Origin of the sequence: Neptunomonas sp. XY-337, from assembly GCF_004959845.1 — a bacterium.
Lineage (GTDB): Bacteria > Pseudomonadota > Gammaproteobacteria > Pseudomonadales > Balneatricaceae > Neptunomonas > Neptunomonas marina.
Genome location: NZ_SPLL01000001.1, coordinates 498964 through 519879, shown reverse-complemented (window position 1 = coordinate 519879; position 20916 = coordinate 498964). Strand labels below are relative to the sequence as shown.

Genomic DNA, 20916 nt, shown 5'->3' with positions numbered 1-20916 from the left:
TCTTCTACTCCTATAGTCGACCATAATCGTAGGCTGAAATCTGTACGAGTCCCTTTACCCAAACTCAAAATGGCGATATAAATTAGGGGTAAACACTTAATGGAAATCACCTATGAATTTGTCGCTAACAGAAGAACAACAAATGATTCAGGAAACGGCGAAACGCTTTGCCGAGACTGAACTGCAAGCAACGGCAGAGAAACTGGATCAGACAAAAGATTATGAGATTACGAAAGCGCATGTGCGTAACTTAGCTGAGCTAGGTTTCATGGGCTTAAATATTGATGCTGAATACGGCGGCACCGAAGCAGGTGTTGTTGCATTTAGTTTGGCAGTGACTGAGATCGCCAAAGCATGTGCCTCGACAGCGGTGACGATGTCAGTGACCAATATGGTTGCCGAGGTTATCCAGGCGATGGGTAGCGATGAGCAAAAGCAAAAGTATTTGCCGAAGATTTGCTCGGGCGAGTTTTATGCAGGAAGTTTCTGCTTGACCGAAGCCGGTGCAGGTTCAGACCCCGCATCAATGCGCACTCGCGCGGTTAAAACCGAGAGCGGTTGGTCGATTAGCGGTACCAAACAGTGGATTACAAGCGCTGAATTTGCTGGTGTCTTTGTTGTTTGGGCGGTAACCGATGCAGAGGCGCCGAAGGGTAAAGGGATCAGCTGTTTCTTGGTAGATGCTGATGCTGCAGGGATCACCTGTGGCCCCGGAGAGAAGAAGATGGGCCAGCATGGCTCGGCTACCAATGAAGTACACTTCGAGAACTGTGAAGTACCCGACAGTGCGGTGCTAGGTAAACTCAATGACGGTTTCCGCATTGCCGTAGCCGAGCTAGCAGGCGGACGTATTGGTATTGGATCACTAGCGTTAGGTATTGGCCAAGCGGCGATGGATTATGCCACCCAGTACACGCTAGAGCGTAAGCAGTTCGGCAAACCTATTGCTGATTTCCAAGGCCTGCAATGGATGATCGCCGACCGCGCGACTGAGCTAGAAGCAGCTCGTCTACTTTTGATGAATGCAGCATATCTTAAAGAAGCGGGTAAACCGTTTGCTAAAGAAGCTTCTATGGCGAAGTTGTTTGCGAGTGAAAAAGCGAACCAAGCTTGCTACACCGCTCTGCAGCTATTAGGCGGCTATGGCTATATGCAGGAGTATCCGTTGGAGCGCATGAGCCGTGATGTGCGCATCACCTCTATCTACGAGGGCACGAGCGAGGTGCAGCGTTTGGTTATCGCCCGCGAAATCTTGCGTGAGCTACGTTAAGGGGTGATGACAATGAAGCCACTGGCAGGCCTTAAGGTTTTAGATCTCTCGACACTGCTCCCCGGCCCATACGCGACCATGTTGTTGGCAGATATGGGGGCTGAGGTTTTGCGCGTGGAGTCACCTTCACGCCCAGATCTTGTACGTGAGATGAAGCCTTCAGTAGGGCGGCAGTCAGCTTCATTTGCCTACTTAAATCGTGGCAAACGCTCTATCGCGTTGAATCTGAAACATGAGCAGGCTCGGCGGATTGTTCATGCGCTGATCGAAGAGTTTGATATTGTCGTCGAGCAGTTCAGGCCGGGCGTGATGGCGCGTCTAGGCTTGGACTACGAAGCACTGGCCCAGATCAACCCTAAGTTGATCTACTGCGCAATCACAGGCTTTGGGCAGCATGGCTCGCGCGCTCATGCGGCTGGCCACGATATTAATTACCTTGCACTCAGCGGCATATCATCTGCGTCTAACGGTCACCTGAGCAGCGTTCAGATAGCGGATGTCGCCGGCGGTTCGCAACCAGCCGTGATGGCGATACTCGCTGCCGTTATCCAGCGTCAAACAACGGGAGAAGGGCAGTTTATTGATATCGCCATGAGCGACCAATGTGTTGCGCTGCAGCCGCTAATGATGCCAGTCAGCCTTAACAGCGACGCAGACTTTGTTGGCGATGATCACTTCCTCAGCGGTGGCGGAATATACGACTACTACGAAACGTCGGACGGCTACCATATTGCAGTCGGCAGCCTTGAACCTCAGTTCCGCTATCGCCTGCTCGAAAGACTCGATCAGTTAGCGCTGAATGATAAACCCGACAGCGAAGTGAAGGGCGTATTGCAGGCGTTATTCAAGCAGCAAACGCGCAGCCATTGGGTATCAGAGCTTGCTGGCATTGATGCCTGTGTAGAACCTGTTTTGACACCTCAGGAAGTACCTAAAGAGTTGCACCATCAAGAGCGTGCTCTGTTTGTGCAAGGTGACGAAGGTGATATTCAGGTACGTCCTACGCCGCTTCTAAGTGGTATGAGCCACGATAGCCTTTCTCCTGCACCTGATCTGGGTGCTGATACTCAGTCTGTTTTGGCTGAGATAGGAATTAACGAAAAGGATTACCAAGCCCTTAAAGCAAGCGGCTTGTTCGATTAAGCCGGTATGAAAATCGGTTAAACAGAATAACGATAACAAGTGAGACAACAAAATGAGCATTATGGACTATCAGTCATTTTACGATGAATTTACCCCTGAAAAACTTGAAGCTCAGTTGATTGGCGATCGTCAATCAGGCTTCAATGTGTGTGAAGAGATTTGTGACCGCTGGGCGACAGATCCTGCCAAAGTTGGCCTTTTCTATGAGGGTGTAGAGCGTGAAGCATCGCAGCACACCTTTGCTGAGCTTAAAGAGCAATCGGCACGCTTCGCAAACTTCTTGAAATCACAGGGAATTGGAAAAGGCGACCGTGTCGCGGCGCTGTTGCCACGCACGCCAGAGTTGCTCGTTGTTATCCTAGGTACATTGCGTGCGGGTGCCGTTTATCAGCCGCTATTTACCGCGTTCGGACCGGGTGCGATCGAGTATCGTGTCGAGAAGGCGCAAACGAAACTGGTGCTGTCTGATGATGCAAACCGTAGCAAATTAGACGACGTTAATGGTTGTCCTCCGATTGTTGCTGTTGGTAAAGGCGCTGAAGGTGATTTCAAATTCGATGAGGTCATGGCTGAGCAATCGACTGAGTTTGAGCCGGTTAAAGTGGGTGCTGATGATCCATTCCTGCAGATGTTTACATCGGGCACAGTGGGTAAGTCAAAAGGCGTTGCCGTACCTGCACGTGCGATCATGTCTTTCTATGTTTACATGCGCTATGCGATTGGTCTGCGCCCGGATGATGTTTACTGGAACGTTGCAGATCCAGGTTGGGCATACGGACTTTATTACGCGGTAGTCGGGCCTCTGCTGCTCGGTAATGCGACGCACTTCAATGAGAATGGCTTCACCACTGAATCTACCTACGATATGTTGCGTAAGTACGGGATCACAAACTTAGCTGCAGCACCTACCGCTTACCGTATGTTGATGGCGAACGATGAAGTCTTGGCTGAGGGCGAGAGCTTTAACCTGCGCGCAGCAAGTAGTGCTGGAGAGCCACTCAACCCTGAAGTTATCAGCTGGGTGAAGCGTCGTTTGGGCTGTGATGTGATGGATCACTACGGCCAAACAGAAACCGGTATGACTTGCTGCAACCATCACGACCTCGAGCAGTCGATTGTTCGCGTAGGCTCGATGGGCTTCTCAATGCCAGGGCACCGTGTTGTCGCGCTGGATGGTAATTTTGAAGAGATCACTGAAGGTGAAGTGGGTCAGTTGGCAGTGGATGTCGAGAACTCTCCTCTGTTCTTCTTCCAAGGCTACACATGGGATGAGAAAGACCCGTTCAAAGGCAAGTACTACCTTACTGGCGATGTGGTTATCAGCCATGGTGATGGAAGCTACTCGTTTACTGGCCGTGACGATGACATCATTACAACAGCGGGATACCGTGTTGGTCCTGCCGATGTTGAGAGTACGTTGCTGGAGCATGATGCTGTTGCGGAGTCGGGTGTTGTTGGTAAGCCGGATGCATCGCGTGGTGCCATCATCAAAGCTTACGTGGTCATTAAGCCACAATGGGATCCAACCGATGAGTTAGCGGATGAGCTGAAGCAGCACGTGCGTAGCCGTCTGTCGACTCACGCTTTCCCGCGTGAAATTGAGTTCGTACAAGAGCTGCCGAAGACGCCTAGCGGTAAAATTCAGCGCTTTATGTTGCGCAACCAAGCGCGCGATGAAGCCTAACTAAAACGGCTTTACCATCCTACGGCGCATCTAGCGCCGTGGGTTTCCCAACAATAAAATTAATAAATTGGGATGCTACATGAGTACTCAACTTCTCGAAGCGCGACGTGTGTTCGAAGTCGCTCCTTTTATTCGTGATCTAGGTTGCCAACTGATCGCTTTGGATGATGGTTTCTGCGAATCAAGAATCGCGCTTGAAACGCGCCATCAACAGCAAGATGGTTTTGTTCACGCCGGTGTTCAAGCGACACTCGCTGACCATACCGCGGGTACAGCAGCAGTCACACTGATATCAGAAGGCGAACTTGTCTTAACAGCAGAGTTTAAGATCAACCTGTTACGGGCAGCCAAGGGCCGCTATCTATTGTGCCGTAGTCAGGTTTTAAAACCTGGACGAAGTTTATCTGTGGTGGAGTCTGAGGTCTTTGTTGAACGTGACGATGGCCAGCAAGTTTTGGTTTCAAAAGCGACGGTGACGTTAGCGGTATTGCAGTCAACATAGCTTGCAAAACTAGGGCGCTCCGGCGTGGTAGTGCTAGCGTATGAGCCATACAAATAAAAAAGCCAAATCTTCGCTTTGGGAATTTCAACGAACGGGATAGATCATATGACGCAAGTGATGAACTTTGCTGAGATGCAGGCGTTTCTCAACGAGCAGTTTCCGCAGGGAGAGCAGTGGGGAGTGCTTGAACAACTGGGCGATGGATGGGCTGAAATGCGCTTGCCAGTGTCAGACCTTCATTTAAGACCAGGCGGTACGGTATCTGGTCCCGCCATGATGGGGTTGGCTGATATTGCGATGTATGCTGCTTTGCTAAGCCAGATAGGGCCTGTCGCATTAGCGGTGACTATTAATTTAAATATTAACTTCTTGCGCAAGCCAAAAGCCGACGGAGATATCCTGGCGCGAGCGGAGCTCTTAAAAGTAGGTAAGCGCCTCGCGGTAGGCGAGGTGTACATTAACTCAAGAGGTGAGGACGACCCGGTCGCCCACGTTACTATGACCTATTCGATTCCAGAGGAAAAACATGGCCGTTAGTTGGCAAGAGACACGAGTAGCGGTAGGACACGGTATCGAGCTGGGTGTGAAGTTTGGTCGTCACGACGATCAAGATCCGAATCAGCCGGTTATCATCTTGTTGCACGAGGCGCTTGGCTGTATTGCGATGTGGAAAGATATTCCAGAGCAGCTCGCGGAGTTGACGGGCCATGATGTGCTGGTCTACGAGCGTCAAGGTTATGGCTGCTCGACGCCGATCTCCTTGCCGCGTGATGACGATTATCTCGTACATGAAGGAGAAGTATGGCTGCCACGCCTGTTGGAGGTGCTAGATATCCAGCGATGTGTGTTGCTAGGACACAGTGATGGTGGCTCAATCGCATTGATAGGGGCCGCGACATTGCCTGAAAAAGTAGTGGGTGTTGTCACTGCAGCGGCACACATCTACATTGACGACCTTACGACAGCGGGGATTATCGAAGCGGTTGAGCGTTATCAAACCACAGACTTGCCTGCGCGGTTAGCTAAATACCATGGCGAGCGGACCGACACTATTTTTCGGGCATGGTCAGAGACGTGGTTGCGTGAGCGTAAAGCTCCAATGGATTATCGACCTTGGCTGCCTCGCATTCTTTGTGAAGCGCTAATTATACAAGGTAGACAAGACCAATATGGCGTACCGGAGCAAGTAACAGATATTTGCGAAGGCATCGGCCCGCGCGCTGAGCCGCTTTTTCTGGAGAGTTGCGGCCACGTGCCACAGTTCGAGGCACGTGAGCCATTTTTAACGGCGGTTAGCCAATTTATGCAACGTTTAAACGGTTAGCTTGTTGAACGAGCACGGGCAGATTTTCTGCCCGCATCTTGCTCATGACACGAGCACGATGCACCTCGACCGTTTTGGGGCTGATTCCCAGCTCTTCGGCTATTTCGCGGTTTGACTTACCACCGACCACAAGCGCCATAACCTCTTTCTCGCGTTTGCTCAGCGAGGCGTAATAGCTGCGAATAACTTTTAGCTCGTTGCTGTCTTTAAACATATCATCGGCGCGCTGTAAACCTTGCTCGACTAAGCGCAGCAGCACCTCATCGTCGAACGGCTTTTCGATAAAGTCTAAGGCGCCGTTTTTCATCGCATTGACAGCCATTGGAATATCGCCATGGCCACTGATAATGATGATAGGTAACTTGATACCGCGCTCGATCATAATCTGCTGTAACGCCAGCCCGTTAATTTCAGGCATTCGGATATCGAGCAGCATACAGCCCATTTCACCGTCATAGCGGTCTAAGAAGTCATGTGCGGAGCTGAAGCCAACCACATGAAAATTGTCGGCTTCAAGTAGCCACTTCATCGAATCACGAAAGTCGTTGTCGTCATCGACAATAAAAACGGTTCCACTAACTCTTTGTGTCATTAATTTGCCCTTACCGGTACTTTAAAGTGAAACTGGGTGCCGGTTTTTCCGTCACTTTCTGCCCATAGCTGCCCGCCGTGGGTTTCTATTATTGTTTGTGAGATTGCCAGGCCCATGCCTAGCCCAGAGGATTTAGACGTCGTGAAAGGCTCGAATAATGTACCAAGCTCTTCAACAGTAATGCCCGAGGCTTCATCGCTGACAGTAATATAAATATAGCCGCTCTTGAACTTCGAACAAATACGCACGGGGCGTTCGGTATGTTCCGACTCATTATACGCCTCGATGGCGTTGCGCATTAGATTAAGTAATACCTGTTCTATCTGGATTTTGTCAGCCAAGAGTTTGGGGTCGCTTGGGTCTAGATCAAACTCAAATGTGATATCGTGATCCATGGCTTCTTGGTGCAAAAAGCCTGCAATATCTGTACAAGATTCGTTTACTGAGAACTCAATCCGTTGATACTCGGTACGTTTAACGAAGCTGCGCATTCGTTTGACGATCTCTGCTGCTCGCTTGGCTTGCCGTGTGATCAACTGCATTGAATGAGTGATCTGCTCGAAGTTCTCTTGGGTGTGCCCCTCTTCAAGACGACGCAGCGTGCCGCGGCAATAGTTTAAAATAGCGCCAAGTGGCTGATTAATCTCGTGAGCAAGCCCTGTTGCCATCTCGCCCACCGACAGCAAACGCGACATGTGCGCCATCTCAAGCTGCTGTCGTTTTGCTTGCTCTTCGGCGCGGCGTTTGAGGGTGATGTCCCGGCCGATGATCGAGTAGTACTCTACTTGCATGTTCTCGGTGCGATTTCGATGGGCAATCACTTCGCGAATTTCTGCGATACGCTCGTGGTTTTCGGGTACTTGCACAGGAATACTGCCGTACCATGTGCCGTGAGCGGCAGCATGGCTGAGCGCATCTTGTACAAGGGTGTTGAAGTTGTCCTCGCTAAAAATTTGCGGAAGATAGAGCGCAATCGGCTTCTCTTTTTCGGTACCGAGCGTGTGATAGGCCGACTCATTCATGTAGGTCAGGCGCATCGTATTGTGGTTACAGAACATAATCATATCGCTGGATGCTTCCACGACGCGTGCCAAACGACGAATGGCTTGCTGTGCCATTTCGCGCTCGGTTACGTCACGGGACACACAAATCACTTCAAGGGGGGTGCCGTCCTCCTCACGAATCGTGCGGCTGGTGGTTTCGAGCCAGATGTAGTGGCCTTTCTTGTGGCGATAGCGATAGGTATTGGTATACATACCCTCGCGATATTTGACGGAGTCTGCGCGCTTTTTTAAGTTGTCAGCATCATCAGGATGAAACAGATCGTAGCCGCGAGTGCCAATAATCTCCTCTGGGTGGTAGCCCAAAATCTTTTCAACTGCTGGGTTTACGTCGATGTAGGTCCAATCAAGCGTTGCGGTATGACGTGAGATCATATCCGTTGATTGCTCCGCCATCAGGCGATAACGGTCGGCTTCCTCTTGGCAAACAGATAGCTGATCTTGGTTTTCTGTAGCGTCCCACATTGCGTTACCCAGTTTTCATACTCGCGTTTGAAGCCGAATATCTTATGACTTTCGGTTAGGTTGTGTAATAAGGGAAACTGCGTATCATGCGAAAGGGTAAGCGGATTTATGGATGCTGTTTAGCTCGATTTAAGACATATAGCGCTCAGCGGCTAGGTATAAACCCGTGTTTTTATCGTTAGTTAAGAGTATTGAAGGCGAAAAATAATGACACATAATAATCACACTCCTTACTCAATGGGTTTAGAGAAAAACATTGCGAACTATGCAGCGTTAAGTCCGCTGTCGTTTATCGAGCGTGCTGCGGCCGTGTACCCTGAACGCACGGCTGTTATTCATCAAGACACAACCCGAAACTGGGCGCAGACATATCAGCGTACGCGTCAGTTAGCTAGCGCATTGGTAAAAGCCGGTATTGGCGAAGGTGATACGGTATCTGTCGTAGCACCTAACTTACCCGAGGTGTTTGAAGCACACTTTGGTGTACCGATGGCGGGTGCGGTGCTAAATGCAATTAACATTCGCCTAGATGCCGAAGCGATTGCATTTATTCTGCAGCATGCTGAATCAAAGGTCGTTATTGTTGATCGTGAGTTCTCCGAAGTGGTTTCAAAAGCCGTAAAAATGGCGGGCACATCGCCGTTGGTGATCGATATCGACGATCCCTACTATGAAGGGGGCGAGCTGATCGGCGCGATGGATTATGAGGCGTTTATTGCATCCGGTGATGCTGATTATGCTTGGCAGCAGCCCAAGGATGAGTGGGATGCCATCACGTTGAACTATACCTCAGGTACGACGGGGAATCCGAAAGGGGTGGTGTATCACCACCGCGGTGCATACCTCAATGCAGTGAGTAATATTGTGTCCTGGCACATGGGAGCACACCCCGTTTATCTGTGGACACTGCCCATGTTCCACTGCAACGGTTGGTGCTTTCCTTGGTCGATTGCTGCCGCTGCTGGCGTCAGTGTTTCATTACGTCATGTTAAAGCAGACGATATCTATGCTGCGATTAAAGAGAACGGGGCTGACCATTTCTGCGGCGCGCCAATCGTGCTTAATATGCTGAACAACTCACCAGATGAGATGAAGCAGGGTATTAACCATCAGGTTAAGGTGATGACTGCGGGTGCTGCGCCACCGGCGGCGGTTATCCAAGGCATGGAAGAGATGGGCTTTGAGGTCACGCATGTCTACGGCCTGACCGAAACGTATGGCCCATCGGTGGTATGCGCGTGGCACGATGAGTGGTCAGATAAGCCACTAGAAGAGAAAGCGCGGCTAAAAGCTCGCCAAGGCGTCAAAGCTCCGATGCAAGAGGGGTTGATGGTTGCTGATCCAGAAACAATGGAGCCGGTTCCTCAAGATGGTAAAACCATCGGTGAGATCTTTATGCGCGGTAACTTGGTCATGAAAGGTTACTTGAAGAACCCGTCAACGACGGATGAGTCTTTCGCGGGAGGTTGGTTTCACTCGGGGGATCTTGCGGTATGGCATCAAGATGGCTACATCGAGATTAAGGACCGCTCTAAAGATATTATTATCTCGGGTGGTGAGAATATCTCGAGCATTGAAGTTGAAGATGTTTTATATCGCCATAATGCCGTTATGGAAGCGGCGGTTGTTGCTAAAGCTGATGAGAAGTGGGGCGAAGTACCCTGTGCCTTTATCAAGGTTAAGGAAGGGGCTGATGTGGCTGAGCAAGAGATTATCGATTTCTGCCGCGATAACATGGCGCACTTCAAAGCACCGAAGAAGATTGTATTCGGTGATTTACCGAAAACATCGACAGGGAAGATCCAAAAGTTCCTATTGCGTAACCAAGCTAACGAGTCATAAGCGGCGTTATGAGTGACAAAACGGCGCTATGTGGCGCCGTTTTTCGTTCTGGCGCACTTAATTTTTGCTTTTTGGTGCAGGTGACTTCATCTCTTGTGAGATGTTCTATAATTACGCATCTTTAATAAATTCAAACGCTTGTTAAAAACTGCTGATGTAAAAGTCCCGCCAGTTTCGGCTTCAGTGGTATAGTAGCGCTGATTTCGCGGTAATCTGATTTAAAGGAACTAATACAGGTGTACAAAGAGAGAGATCTAAATGCCCTCACTGACTTGCATAATGCGATTTGGGTTTACGATGTGCAGAAATATCGTATTCACTGGGCCAATGTACAAGCTCTCGACTTTTGGGAATCAGAGTCACTGGATGAACTCTGCCAGCGGGACTTCCGCGAAAACATGTCTGACGCAGTTTATGCACTGCTAGAAGGTGACCTCGACAACTTTCGTGATGGTGCCGTTTACAAGCAGTGGTGGACGATGTTCCCACGGGGAATACGTAAAGAAGCGTACTGCTGTTTTTCCGGTATTGAGCTAGCAGATGGGCGCGCCGCGATGATGGTGCAGAGTCTGGTCACAAAAGATCTCCTAGAAACGGAGCTATCCGTTCACTCTGCCGCGACCGTTGCCTCCTTATGGAACTTAGATGGCGGACTGATGAGCGCCAACCCGATGTTCACTGACCTATATGGCAAAGAGCTGGATCGCTTCGAGGCACTGTTTTCATCTGCGGCACAAGCAAAAGAGTTATTAGCTGCCGTTCGAGAGGAAGGCCATATCGAACGCGAGCTATTCTTGCCAACCCCCAATGGTGGCCGTTGGCATAACGTCCAGCTGCGTATTAACCGAAATAGCCGCAAGCCTTTGTTTGCCGTGCGCCAGAACGATATTACTGAGCGTAAGCAGACAGAGATCTACCACCGTCATCTAGCGATCATGGATCCGCTAACTGGCCTGTTGAATCGATACGGTGTGATGAAGCGCCTAGAGAGTCTTGCAGAAGATCAGCAAGAGTTCAGTCTGTTCTTTCTCGATCTTGATAACTTTAAAACAATCAATGATTTTTATGGTCATGAGAAGGGCGACCGCTTACTCAAAGCACTTGCAGATCGGTTGCAGTATCGCTTTGATGGTGCGATGGCGATCGCACGCCTAGGAGGCGATGAGTTCCTGCTGATTCACCCCGATGTGCAGCTGGCAGATGTGGAACGTTTAGGAGACCAAGTGCTGCAGGCGGTGCGTGAGCCATTTGATATCACAGGGCTTGGCATGTTTACGGTGACCGCAAGTATTGGCGCGGCGCGCTACCCGCAAGATGGCGGTGCGGTTGATGCGATTTTACGTCACGCAGATGCGGCGATGTATCAGGCGAAAGGTCATGGGAAAAGCCGGATTGAGTATTTCTCCCGCTCGATGACGGATGCGATCCACCAGCGTCAGGTGATGCGCAGCACCATTGCGAAGGCGTTTGAGAGTCGAGCGCTGTCGTTGCAGCTTACCCCTTTGGCGGCGCTGGATGGAAACCTTTCTTCTGCGTATGTGGGAGAATTGATCTGGCACAGCGATAAATTAGGCGACCTTTCTCCTGATACGTTTTATCCCATCGCCGAAGAAAACGGCATGATGATTCAGCTGTATCTGCATCAGTTTGAACTCGCTCGTGAGCAGCTCGCAACTTGGCGAGCGAAAGGTAGGCAGTCTCAGCTAATGCTGAAAGTGTCGTTACGGCAGCTGCAAAACGATAGTTTCGTCTCCTCTGCACTGCAGCAGTTAGATGAAGCGCCAGAGTTGGCTCCGCGCATCTTGTTGGAGCTGGTTGATGCCAATGATCTTGTTGATATCGATTGTGCGGTTGAGGTGATGCAGCGCTTCAGTCAGCGAGGAGTTCAGTTTGCCTTGGGGGGCTTCTGTTCAGGCGGAACACCGCTGACTCTGCTATACCAGCTGCCGCTCACGCATATTAAGCTTGATAAGCAGATCGTTGATGACTTAGATAAAGGTGGTTTACCTATCGCGTTGTCGCTTCTGAATATTGCGAGCCAGTTGAATCTGAAGACGATGGCCGAAGGCGTGTCAGATGCAGATCAAGAGCAGACCCTCAAAAAGCTTGGCTGCCAAATGTTCTACGGTAAGCACATTAAACAGTGCATGACGGTTTAGGCCTCTCCTTGGTGGCTAAAGGCGCTTAGCCACCGTTAGAAGGTTTGATAATCACTCGCTCGGCTTGCGATCAACCATAAAGGTTGCTTCGCCTGTTGCCACTAACTTTTCGCCAACATGAACATCTGTTTTTGCTTTGACTCGGCGGCGGCGTTGATCAACGGCGGTGATGGTGAGCGTTGCTTTGGCTGTATCACCAATGTACACCGGTGCTTTAAATTTTATCTGCTGGTCAACGTAGATAGCGCCCGGCCCGGGCAGGCGCGTTCCAGCAACGGTTGAGATCAACGCTGCACTGAACATCCCATGCACAATTCGGCGCTTGAACGGTGTTTGTGCTGCATACTCTTCGTTGATGTGAACCGGGTTGTCGTCACCAGATATCCCTGCAAAGAGCACCACATCGGCCTCTGAAATGGTTTTTGCATAAGACGCCGCCATTCCGACCTCTAAGTCCTCTAGGTAATAACCGTGTAACTCTTGCATGAGAAACCTCGTTTGAATCTGTCGCTAAAAATAGAATTACAAAGCACTTTTTCGTTAGAAAACAGGGCTAAGCAATAAAAAGCGCTACTTTATCGAAAGTAGTACAAGAATTCCCGAATAAATTTCAGTAAGATAAGGACATAAGTGAATACCCCTACTTTGTTTTAGTCATATGTTTGACAAAGCGGGGGAGCCCGATGATTGATGGATATCAGAGAGAGAAGACATGGCGGATTACAAAGCTCCCGTAAAGGATATGCAGTTTGTTCTGGATAACATCTCACGCATGCCGCAACTCGCAACGACTGAGCGTTTTGCTGATGCAACCCCAGATATGGTTAGTGCCATCCTAGAGGAGGCTGGCCGAGTTGCAGCAGAAGTGATCGCACCCACTAACGAGATTGGTGACCAGCAAGGTTTAACGCTTGAAGATGGCCGGGTTGGCATCCCGCAAGAGTTTGGCCAAGCCTACCAGCAGTTTGCTGAGGGCGGTTGGGGCTCGCTACAGTTCGATCCCGAATATGGCGGACAGGGGCTACCCTACTCTTTATCTATTCCAGTGATGGAGATGTGGCAAGCGGCAAACATGGCTTGGGGCTTATGCCCATTGCTAAGCCAAGGTGCTGTAGAAGCGCTCTACCTAAACGCTAACGATGAGCTGAAAAATCGGTACTTACCGCAGCTTATCAGTGGCGAGTGGACAGGAACGATGAACCTCACAGAGCCCAATGCAGGTTCTGATCTTTCTGTCGTGCGCTCGAAGGCGGAGCCTGAGGGTGATCACTATCGCATCACGGGCCAGAAAATCTTCATCACATGGGGTGACCATGAGATGGCAGAGAACATTATTCATTTAGTGCTGGCGCGCCTGCCGGGAGCACCGGAGGGTGTTCGTGGTATCTCTTTGTTCGTGGTTCCAAAGTTTCTTGTTAATGACGATGGCTCTTTGGGTGAGCGCAACGATGTTCAAGTTGCGTCTATCGAGCACAAACTAGGTATTCATGCCAGCCCGACCTGTGTGATGGCATTTGGCGAGAAAGAGGGCGCTATCGGTTATCTAGTGGGTGAAGAGGGTAAAGGCTTAGCGTGCATGTTCACCATGATGAACAATGCGCGCCTCGCGGTTGGCCTGCAAGGCGTTGCGATCTCTGAGCGCGCTTATCAGCAAGCGTTGTGGTATGCGGGTGATCGTACTCAAGGTAAAGCGGTTGGTCATAAAGAAGCAGGGCCTATTCTGCGCCATCCAGACGTACGCCGCATGTTAATGACGATGAAAGCACTAACTGAAGCCGGCCGTGCGCTGACGTATGACGCATGTGCGAGCTTGGACTTCGCTCATAGCTCTGAAGATGCAGCGCAAGCTAAACTAGAGAAGGCCCGCGCAGCTTACCTTACGCCGATCGTGAAAGGCTGGTGTACTGAGTTTGCTCAAGAGGTCACATCGTTGGGCGTTCAGATCCATGGTGGCATGGGCTACATCGAAGAAACCGGTGCCGCTCAGCACTACCGTGATGCTCGTATCTTGCCAATCTATGAAGGTACTAACGGTATCCAAGCACTGGATCTGGTGGGGCGTAAAACGCTAGTGGATCAAGGCCAAGCAGGCACTGCATTGATGTCTGAAATGCGCGCGACAGTTGAAGCTGCAGCAGGTTCTGCCCGTTTCGCATCGGCAGCACAAGCGCTTGCAGCAGCACTTGATGTCGCTCAGGCAAGCACTGACAAGCTTCTTGCAACTGGCGACGACCCTTTGTTCTCTGCGTCTTCAGCATACAACTACATGATGCTGATGGGCACGGTGTGCGGCGCATGGGAACTGCTGCGTGCAGCGCTTGCAGCAGAGCAACAACAAGCCGGTGGCGATAACGATCCTTACCTAGAATCTAAGCAGCTTACTGCGCTGTTCTACGTGGATCAGATCCTGCCACGTCACTTAGCATACGCGCCAATGGCGGATGCGGGTAGCGAAGCGATCCTTGCGGCTAGCGATGAGCACTTAGAGAGCGCTTTTAGCTGATGAGCACTGCAAGCCATCTAAAACACCCGCTACGGCGGGTGTTTTTGTTTTGGCGTCGTGTACGGCAAGTGTTATGCGTAGGAAGGCCATTAATGGGTAATGCTGCGCTTGGATGCATCTGACTGCTGGTGTGCGCTATGTCTTGTTGATGCCTGATATGTGGCTTGATTTCAGGTAAGATACCCCCATAAAAATCAAATCAGTAACTGAACGAGACTCGCTCAACCATGATCATTAAACCGAAAATTCGTGGTTTCATCTGTACCACAACCCATCCTACTGGCTGCTATGAGAATGTTCGTCAGCAGATCGAGCATGTTAAGCAGCAAGGCGTGATTGAAAACGGCCCTAAGCGTGTTTTAGTGGTCGGCGCATCCAGTGGTTATGGTTTGTGCTCACGCATTGAAGCTGCATACGGTTCAGGCGCTTCCACGATCGGTGTCTTCTTTGAAAAGCCGGGGACAGAGAAAAAGACAGGCACGGCTGGTTGGTACAATGCTGCAGCCTTTGAGCATTTTGCGAAGCAAGACGGCCTTTACGCTAAAAGCATTAATGGCGACGCTTTCTCTCACGAAGCTAAAGATAAAGTGATTGAGCTGATCAAAGAGGACTTAGGCCAAATTGATCTAGTGGTTTACTCACTTGCATCGCCGGTTAGAAAGCTGCCTGATACAGGAGAAGTGGTCCGCTCTGCGCTTAAGCCGATCGGCGAGCCATACCGTTCAACGGCAATCGACACCAACAAAGATGTCATCATCGAAGCAGAGATCGAGCCTGCGACGCAGGAAGAGATCGACAATACCGTGACGGTAATGGGCGGTGATGATTGGCGTTTATGGATCAACGCACTGAACGAAGCGGGTGTACTGGCAGAAGGCTGCAAAACGGTTGCGTACAGTTACATCGGCACCGAGATCACCTGGCCTATCTATTGGGATGGCGCACTCGGTAAAGCGAAGCAAGATCTTGATAATGCAGCTAACGACCTTAATGCACTATTGGGCGAGAAGGGCGGTCAGGCCAACGTTGCTGTGTTGAAGTCCGTTGTAACGCAAGCAAGTTCAGCGATCCCTGTTATGCCTCTTTATCTTTCTATGGTCTTCAAAGTGATGAAAGAGGAAGGGGTTCACGAAGGTTGTCCTGAGCAAATTAGCCGACTGTATCGCACAGGTCTTTATGGCGATGCAGGCCAAATTGATGATCAGCGCCGTTATCGTATGGATGATTGGGAGCTGCGTGATGACATCCAGACGCGCTGCAAAGCGATGTGGCCAACCATCACAACGGATAACCTGTTTGCCGAAACGGAATACGCGTACTACAAAGATGAGTTCTTAAAACTGTTCGGCTTCGGCGTTGCGAATGTTGATTACGAAGCGGATGTTTCACCGCTCGTCGATTTTGAGGTTATCGCGCTGTAAGCTTTAGCGTCATATCACCGTAAGCCCAGCCTTTTCGCTGGGCTTTTTTGTGCAGGGTAGTTTTACACCGGGAGTCGTCAGTAGGAATGATCTGCGATCACTTGCCGTACGGTCCTAAGCGATCTTTCCAGCGTTTCTAAAGAGACAGACCCCAAGGCTAAGCGTATCGCATGTGGTGGATGATCTGTCGTTGCGAAAGGCTCCGCCGTAGAGACGGATATGTTCGCCTGCATTAACGCCATAACGACCTGATCAGCGCGGGTTTCCTCTGGCAGATTAAGCCACAGAAAGTAAGCGGCGGGGTGGCCTGTATAATGCAACCCAGACAGGATGGTTCGCGCTAGTGACTGCCTTGTCATTGCATCTTGGCGCTTCTCCACTTCTAACCTCGCTACCGTGCCGTCATCGATCCATCGGCAAGCTAACGCTGTCATCACTGCCGGAGTATTCCAAGTAGTTGCGCGAATGACCCGCTCTAATTTAGCGATCAGCGGTATTGGGGCAACAACAAACCCGACCCGTAAGCCGGTTGCAATACTCTTTGATAAGCTGGAAACATAGATTGTGCACTCGGGTGCAAGTGTAGCCAGTGGTGGAGGTGGTGTGTCGGCATGAAATGCGTAAGCCGCATCTTCAATGATGGTAAGGGAGTGGCGACGGGCAATAGCGACCAGTTTCTCGCGCTGCGCTAAGCTCATCACCCAGCCCATGGGGTTGTGCAGTGTTGGCATTGCATAGACAGCACGCACATGGCGGCTTTGGCAAAGCTGTTCAAGCGCATCAAGGTCGGGGCCTGCTTCACGCATAGGAATCGGAACCAGCTCTAATTTGTGTAGATCGGCGAGCACTTTAAAGCCGGGATAGATCAGCGCATCAACCGCCACCACATCTCCGGGGTTTAGCAGAGCCATGACTGCGACGGCTAAACCGTGTTGGGCGCCGCTAACGAGCAAAACATTATCCGCATCTGTGTTAAGGCCTCGGCTTGTTAAATGATCTGCCACAATGGCGCGTTCATGCTTGCGTCCAGCATGAGGTTGATAGTGCAGCAAAGCTTCCAAGTCGCCCGATAGTGCAAGCTGTCGAAGACCGCTGCGCAGTAATTCCGTTTGGTTGGGTAATGAAGGCGAATTGAAGTTCAGGTCAATCATGCCCTCGTGCAGGGTCGGTTGGTCGATACCGTGGCTGGTAGATAATGCACTCTCTCTTACAAATGTGCCGCGGCCTGTTTCTCCGCTAACCAGCCCCATCTCCTCAAGCTCTTTGTAAACTCTTGAAGCCGTCACCAGTGCAATGCCTTTCTGGGCAGCGAGCTGTCTATGGGTAGGCAGTTGCGAGCCTGCGGGTAAATCGCCTGAGCGGATATCGGCGGCAAATTGATCGACTAGATGTTTATAGCGCGCGCGGGGCATCTTTGTATTGTATCCATGACAATTTTTTTATTGTCATGATTTTAGGCAATACAATGCAGACTCGCAACGGGCCTTAATATAGGAGATAGAGCCATGCACATAGCGATCGTAACTTTCGATGGATTTAACGAGCTTGACTCGTTGATTGCGTTGGGTATTTTGAATCAAGTGAAAGCGCCGAATTGGCGTGTTTTCATCGCAAGCCCTGACGCGCGAATAACGTCGATGAATGGCGTTGTGATGGAGCGCCATATATCTCTTGCAGAGGCCAATAAAGCAGATGCTGTAATAGTCGGTAGTGGCATTAAAACCCGCGACATTGTTCTGGACGATACCGTTATGGCGCAGCTAAAGCTCGATCCATCACGCCAGTTGATTGGAGCGCAGTGCTCAGGAGCATTGGTGCTTTCTGCACTTGATCTATTAGATGGTGTACCTGCTTGCACTGATCTCACCACCAAACCTTGGGTACAGGAGCGGAATATCACGGTGTTGGATCAGCCGTTTGTAGCTGCTGGTAACATCGCCACGGCTGGTGGATGTCTCGCATCGCAATACTTAGCATTTTGGGTTATCGCGCGTTTAGTCGGTGTTGAGCCTGCGTGCCAAGCTTTGCACTACGTTGCACCGGTAGGAGAGAAAGAGCGATATGTATCACGCGGGATGGAGAACGTCAGAGACTATCTGCCCACCTAGGTGCGCTTGTGGGTTTTGTTGAAGGCTGAGAAGCTAAAAGCGGTTGAGCGGATAATAAAAAGGGGGCTCATTAGCCCCCAAAAAAGTGAAGAGTTACGACTCCTCTTGTACAAACGCTGTTTGGAGCCCATCTAAAATGCTCCGCATAGAATCAAGGTTAGCATCAAATAATGATTTCTGGTCGTTATCGGCGCCTCGATAACGTGAATCTTGTTCAACTAAGTTGGAAAGAATTTCATCCGCCACATTTTTGATGTTATCTAAGAACCCAAGTTCGGGTTTAGTGATGGCGTTTTGCATATTTTGCGCCATATTGCCTAGTAACTTATCAGGTTGAGGTGACGCGTTGCCTAGCCCCTCTACACCACGGTATTTCGCGACAGATGAGTACTGCTCTGACTGAGTCAGTTTGAGGTTCATGGAGGCTAGCTCTGTTTTATCCATCTCAAACTCACTCGCCATCTCAAACGCTTTCTGCATATCGCCATCGAAGAACTCATTGGCGATCTCGTTCACGTCTTTGATCAAGTTTTGTAGGGCATCGATCTCGTCGTTATCAAGATCGCCCTGCACGCTAAACTGGTATTGACTGGCTTCGCTGCGGCTGACATTGAACAATGCTGCGCTGTTGCCGTTACCATCGGTTTCTGCTGCAAACGCAGCTTGATACTGGCTGGCTTGAGCAAAGTTAATCGAAACCTCATCGCCATCTTGTGTGCGGACTTTCAACGACAGGGTCTCTGCTTGGGAGTAGCGCTCAGCAGCGCTGACGCGCGTATAGCTATTGGTTGATGGTGCCTCAGATGGTGGTGTTAACAAACCAGCGAGAGCATCCATGGTTTTCTCTTCGGTGGTGTCGATATTTGCGGCGATCCCCTCAGAAAGCGCGCCAAGACCATCGAGAATTTCTCGTGCTTCAGCAAACCCCTTCTTGACGCCTTCAACCGCAGCTGCGTGCATCTTTTGGATATCATCTTCCGAGCGGCCATTTCTGCGAGCCGTCTCTAGGCCTTGCGCCACGAAATCACTGATGCGGCTGGCAACTTTTTCAGGAGTGAAGTCGTTGGCATTCATTGCCTTCATATCACCTGCGCTCATACCGGGAATGTTTTGCGCTAGGCGATTAAGAAGCAGGTCATTGCTTGCTGCCTCAGGGCTTTTGCCACCGGATCTCGCTTCTTCAAACGTACTGCTCAACGATTGTGAGGAATAGGAGGTGTTGGAGTAAATTGTAGAAATCATGACCAGTTCCCTGGGGTTAGTTGGTATTACCGAATTTAGCGGCGTCAAACCTTAGAACTTAAGTTGGATTTTCGCTGTGTGAGCAAGTTTCATGATCCGTTTTATATGATAATAGTTCTCAGTTTATTTAAGGTACGGCCTTGGCCGTTATTATTGTATCGAGCCGCTCTTCAGACCGAAGAGATATAAGGAGCATAGCGTGGAAGATTTACTCCCAGAACTGTGTGATCAGTTCCCTGAATTAGTACAAGTTGTTGAGCCGATGTTTGGCAATTTTGGTGGTAAGGAGACGTTTGGTGGTGAGATTGTCACTATCAAAGCATTTGAAGATAACTCCTTGGTCCGTGAGCAAGTCGCTCAAGCGGGCGAGGGTAAAGTACTCGTCGTTGATGGTGGTGGCTCGATGCGCCGCGCGATGCTCGGTGATATGTTGGCCGAGAAAGCGGAGAAAAACGGTTGGGAAGGGATCATTATCTACGGCTGTATTCGCGATGTTAACGCAATTGGTGGTTTAGCATTGGGCGTGCAAGCACTGGGCACACATCCGATGAAAACTGAAAAGCGCGGCTTAGGTGATCTTAACGTCAGTGTCACGTTTGGTGGTGTTACCTTTAATCCAGGGGAGTTCGTATACGCTGATAACAATGGTGTGCTGGTGTCTCCAAAGGCACTCGAGCTGAGCTAATACGAATCGTGCCGCCATCGGCGCTTGTTCGTCGGTGGCTGTTAAATTAAACAACTGTTTTACTTGAGCAATATCAAACCACTTTTACACAACCTGTTTTAGTCTAGTATTTCGCAAGCTAAGGATCGCGCGTTGAAAATACTTTTCTCCCTCCTATTCGGCATCTGTTGCACAGGTTTGCTGGCTGATGATTTGGCATTAGATAAGCCGGTTAGTATCGCAGCAGCGGAGTATCTGCCTTTTGCATCAGAGGAGCTCACCAATAATGGTGTGTTACTTGATATCGCCAGTGCTGCGTTTAAAGAGCAGAATCTGGCAGCGCAGTTTATTTTTATGCCTTGGAGCCGGACATTAGCCATGACGCTGGGCGGTAACACCGACGCGTTGGCAGCAGGATTTTATAGCCAATCGCGACTCAACGACTTTCTCTTTTCAGAACCGATATTGCAGGTCACGAGTGTATTTGTGTCGCGTCGCGATGGTATTGAAGCTCACCAACTCGTTAATGGACTTGCGGACCTGCGCGTTGCTGTTGAGACCGGCTCCGTGTTTGAACAACAGCTCGCGGATAGCGGCGCGATTTTGGAGCGGGTAACCTACTTAGAACAAGGGATACGGATGCTGTTGTTAGGTCGGTTGGACTTGGTATTGGGTACGAAAGCGCGTATCGATCACTTAATGGCCGACTTTACAAAACGTGAGCGCCGCTTACTGAGCCAGCTTAGCCTCTTCAAAGGCAAGCACAACCTACATCTGCTATTTCCTAAAACCGCAAAAGGGGCTCAGTTGCGTAGTGCGTTTAACGATGGTTTGGCACAACTGATACGAACACATGAGTACCATGCCATTTTAAGGCGGCATCACTATATTAAATAAAAAAGGCCACATCTTGTGGCCTTTTAGTTTTCGTTGGGT

18 protein-coding genes are annotated in these 20916 nt (G+C 50.2%); 13 read left to right on the top strand and 5 right to left on the bottom strand.

Features of this window, described 5'->3' with window-relative positions; all coding sequences use genetic code 11:
- The first annotated feature begins 112 nt into the window (after window positions 1–112).
- From E4L36_RS02655 to E4L36_RS02630, 6 genes are all read left to right on the top strand, one after another.
- Window positions 113–1270: an acyl-CoA dehydrogenase family protein gene (locus tag E4L36_RS02655; RefSeq protein WP_127692777.1), complete on the top strand. Its 1158-nt coding sequence runs from the start codon at window positions 113–115 to the stop codon at window positions 1268–1270.
- A 12-nt stretch (window positions 1271–1282) separates the two neighbouring features.
- On the top strand, window positions 1283–2413 hold the full coding sequence (locus E4L36_RS02650; protein WP_136679025.1) for a CaiB/BaiF CoA-transferase family protein: 1131 nt from the start codon (window positions 1283–1285) through the stop codon (window positions 2411–2413).
- Window positions 2414–2465: 52 nt separating this feature from the next.
- Window positions 2466–4097 (top strand): AMP-binding protein, encoded by a 1632-nt coding sequence (locus E4L36_RS02645; protein ID WP_127692779.1) that lies wholly within the window; start codon window positions 2466–2468, stop codon window positions 4095–4097.
- Window positions 4098–4176: 79 nt separating this feature from the next.
- The gene (locus E4L36_RS02640; RefSeq protein WP_127692780.1) at window positions 4177–4599 is read left to right on the top strand and encodes a PaaI family thioesterase; all 423 of its coding nucleotides are present in this window, start codon (window positions 4177–4179) and stop codon (window positions 4597–4599) included.
- 105 nt (window positions 4600–4704) lie between these two features.
- On the top strand, window positions 4705–5136 hold the full coding sequence (locus E4L36_RS02635) for a PaaI family thioesterase (RefSeq protein WP_136679024.1): 432 nt from the start codon (window positions 4705–4707) through the stop codon (window positions 5134–5136).
- A complete protein-coding gene (locus E4L36_RS02630; RefSeq protein ID WP_136679022.1) occupies window positions 5126–5923 on the top strand; it encodes an alpha/beta hydrolase in 798 nt (265 codons plus the stop codon). Before E4L36_RS02635 ends, E4L36_RS02630 begins: the two co-directional genes overlap by 11 nt.
- Here E4L36_RS02630 and E4L36_RS02625 read toward each other — a convergent pair.
- Window positions 5901–6515 (bottom strand): response regulator, encoded by a 615-nt coding sequence (locus E4L36_RS02625; protein WP_127692783.1) that lies wholly within the window; start codon window positions 6513–6515, stop codon window positions 5901–5903. The two genes, E4L36_RS02630 and E4L36_RS02625, sit on opposite strands and share 23 nt — an antisense overlap.
- Entirely contained in the window at window positions 6515–8041 is a 1527-nt protein-coding gene (locus tag E4L36_RS02620; RefSeq protein ID WP_136679020.1) for a PAS domain S-box protein, read from the bottom strand. Before E4L36_RS02620 ends, E4L36_RS02625 begins: the two co-directional genes overlap by 1 nt.
- 207 nt (window positions 8042–8248) lie before the next feature.
- Between E4L36_RS02620 and E4L36_RS02615 the strand changes: the two genes are divergently transcribed.
- Both E4L36_RS02615 and E4L36_RS02610 read left to right on the top strand, forming a co-directional pair.
- On the top strand, window positions 8249–9883 hold the full coding sequence (locus E4L36_RS02615) for an acyl-CoA synthetase (RefSeq protein ID WP_136679018.1): 1635 nt from the start codon (window positions 8249–8251) through the stop codon (window positions 9881–9883).
- Between the two features lie 236 nt (window positions 9884–10119).
- Entirely contained in the window at window positions 10120–12042 is a 1923-nt protein-coding gene (locus E4L36_RS02610) for a diguanylate cyclase (protein WP_136679016.1), read from the top strand.
- Between the two features lie 51 nt (window positions 12043–12093).
- Here E4L36_RS02610 and E4L36_RS02605 read toward each other — a convergent pair whose 3' ends face one another.
- Complete coding sequence (locus E4L36_RS02605) at window positions 12094–12528, bottom strand: MaoC family dehydratase (protein ID WP_136679014.1); 435 nt, start codon at window positions 12526–12528, stop codon at window positions 12094–12096.
- A 226-nt stretch (window positions 12529–12754) separates the two neighbouring features.
- On the opposite strand from E4L36_RS02605, the gene E4L36_RS02600 reads away from it, so the two are divergent.
- Both E4L36_RS02600 and fabV read left to right on the top strand, forming a co-directional pair.
- Entirely contained in the window at window positions 12755–14545 is a 1791-nt protein-coding gene (locus tag E4L36_RS02600) for an acyl-CoA dehydrogenase (RefSeq protein ID WP_136679012.1), read from the top strand.
- Between the two features lie 227 nt (window positions 14546–14772).
- Window positions 14773–15966, top strand: coding sequence for an enoyl-ACP reductase FabV (gene fabV / locus E4L36_RS02595; protein WP_136679010.1), 1194 nt, complete (start codon window positions 14773–14775; stop codon window positions 15964–15966).
- Window positions 15967–16043: 77 nt separating this feature from the next.
- Here fabV and E4L36_RS02590 read toward each other — a convergent pair whose 3' ends face one another.
- Window positions 16044–17378, bottom strand: a complete 1335-nt coding sequence (locus E4L36_RS02590) for a PLP-dependent aminotransferase family protein (protein WP_136679008.1) — start codon at window positions 17376–17378, stop codon at window positions 16044–16046.
- Between the two features lie 93 nt (window positions 17379–17471).
- Here E4L36_RS02590 and E4L36_RS02585 point away from each other — a divergent pair, with 93 nt between their 5' ends.
- Entirely contained in the window at window positions 17472–18074 is a 603-nt protein-coding gene (locus tag E4L36_RS02585; RefSeq protein ID WP_136679006.1) for a DJ-1/PfpI family protein, read from the top strand.
- A 93-nt stretch (window positions 18075–18167) separates the two neighbouring features.
- On the opposite strand, the gene E4L36_RS02580 is transcribed toward E4L36_RS02585, so the two are convergent.
- A complete protein-coding gene (locus E4L36_RS02580) occupies window positions 18168–19316 on the bottom strand; it encodes a DUF5610 domain-containing protein (protein ID WP_136679004.1) in 1149 nt (382 codons plus the stop codon).
- Between the two features lie 199 nt (window positions 19317–19515).
- On the opposite strand from E4L36_RS02580, the gene rraA reads away from it, so the two are divergent.
- Together rraA and E4L36_RS02570 are read left to right on the top strand one after the other, a co-directional pair.
- Window positions 19516–20001 carry a ribonuclease E activity regulator RraA gene (rraA, locus tag E4L36_RS02575; protein WP_136679002.1) on the top strand — a complete coding sequence of 162 codons (486 nt, stop codon included), beginning with the start codon at window positions 19516–19518 and terminating at the stop codon, window positions 19999–20001.
- A 132-nt stretch (window positions 20002–20133) separates the two neighbouring features.
- Complete coding sequence (locus E4L36_RS02570) at window positions 20134–20877, top strand: transporter substrate-binding domain-containing protein (protein WP_169051453.1); 744 nt, start codon at window positions 20134–20136, stop codon at window positions 20875–20877.
- Window positions 20878–20916: the final 39 nt, after the last annotated feature.